Below are 1,211 nucleotides of genomic sequence, written 5' to 3'. Positions count from 1 at the left end.
CGGTCGGGGTGAGCGCGCCGACGAACCCCAGGTCCTCGGCGGCGCGGCCGATCTGGCTGAGGTAGGCGACCGTGCGGCGGCGCGGGGTGAGGGACTCGTGAGTGCGTCTTTGCGGTGTGGTCACGAACCCTCAGGTTACTGATGGGTATGAACGCGGGCGGGCGAACTGGTGAAGTCCGCCCGCCAGTTGTTCACCGGCGCGGGGTCCGGCGGGGCGGGGGTCAGCCCTTGATCGCGGCGTCGACGACCTGGTTGAACTGGTCCACCGTCATCAGCGGCTTCCCGCCGTTGAGCTGCTTGCCGTCCATGACGAAGCCGGGCGTGCCCTGGACGCCTTCCTTGTTGTCGTCGAAGGTCTTGGACATGGCCATCGCCCAGGCGTCGTACGTGCCCTTGTTCACGGCGTCCTGGAACTTCGCGTTGCCCTTGAGCGCCGGGACCGTGTCGGCTATCTCGATGAGGTAGCTGTCCTTCTTGAACTTGTCGGTCGTCTCCTCCGGGTGCCACTTCGTCGAGTACATCGCGGCCTTGTACTCAAGGAACGCCTCGGGGCTGACGTTCAGCGCGGCGCCGAGCGCGCTGAGGGCGTTCTTGGAGCCCTCGCCGTTGTCCTTGTTGTCGATGAAGGTCGCGCCGACGTACTGGAACTTGAACTTGCCGTCGTCGATGTCCTTCTTCACGGTCGTCCCGACCGTTTGCTCGAACTGGGCGCAGATCGGGCAGCGCGGGTCCTCGAAGATCTTCAGGGTCTTCTTCGCGGTGTCCTTGCCGATGACGACGGTCGTGCCCTTGTCGCCGGTCGTGTTGGCCGGGGCGACGACGGTGTCGCTCTTCACGGCCTCCCAGTGGGAGGGCTTGTTGGCCTGGATGACGGCGTAGCTGATCCCGCCGGCCGCCGCCAGCACCGCCAGCGCCGAGGCGGCCACGATGACCTGCCGCTTCGCCTTGTCCTTCTTGGCCTGCCGCGCGCGCTCCTCGCGCAGCCGCTCACGGGCCGCGGTCTTGGACGCCTGGTTGTTGCGCTTGCTCATGTCGGTGTTCTCCCTGGGAAATGGGTGTGTCTGTGCTCAGGCGGGGGTGAGGAGCCCGCGCGGCGGCCCCCGCGGGCCTCTCGGCGACGGACGCCCGATGAGTGAGACAGCCCGGGACCTCACCCCCCACCTCAGGAGCAAGCACGCCATGAACACCTCCGGCACGCCCTACACCATGCC

General features: G+C 67.3%; 1 protein-coding gene. It reads right to left on the bottom strand.

Features of this window, described 5'->3' with window-relative positions; all coding sequences use genetic code 11:
- Positions 1-221: 221 nt before the first annotated feature.
- Positions 222-1,031: a thioredoxin domain-containing protein gene (locus tag ACVNF4_RS36245; protein ID WP_461807066.1), complete on the bottom strand. Its 810-nt coding sequence runs from the start codon at positions 1,029-1,031 to the stop codon at positions 222-224.
- Positions 1,032-1,211: the final 180 nt, after the last annotated feature.

The sequence above is a fragment of the Streptomyces sp. S6 genome, assembly GCF_054880855.1.
This window is presented reverse-complemented; position numbering and strand designations above follow the sequence as displayed.

Bases quoted from the DNA above. Each gene is read 5' to 3' on its own strand.
- ACVNF4_RS36245 (WP_461807066.1), bottom strand. From the start codon at position 1,031: ATGAGCAAGCGCAACAACCAGGCGTCCAAGACCGCGGCCCGTGAGCGG.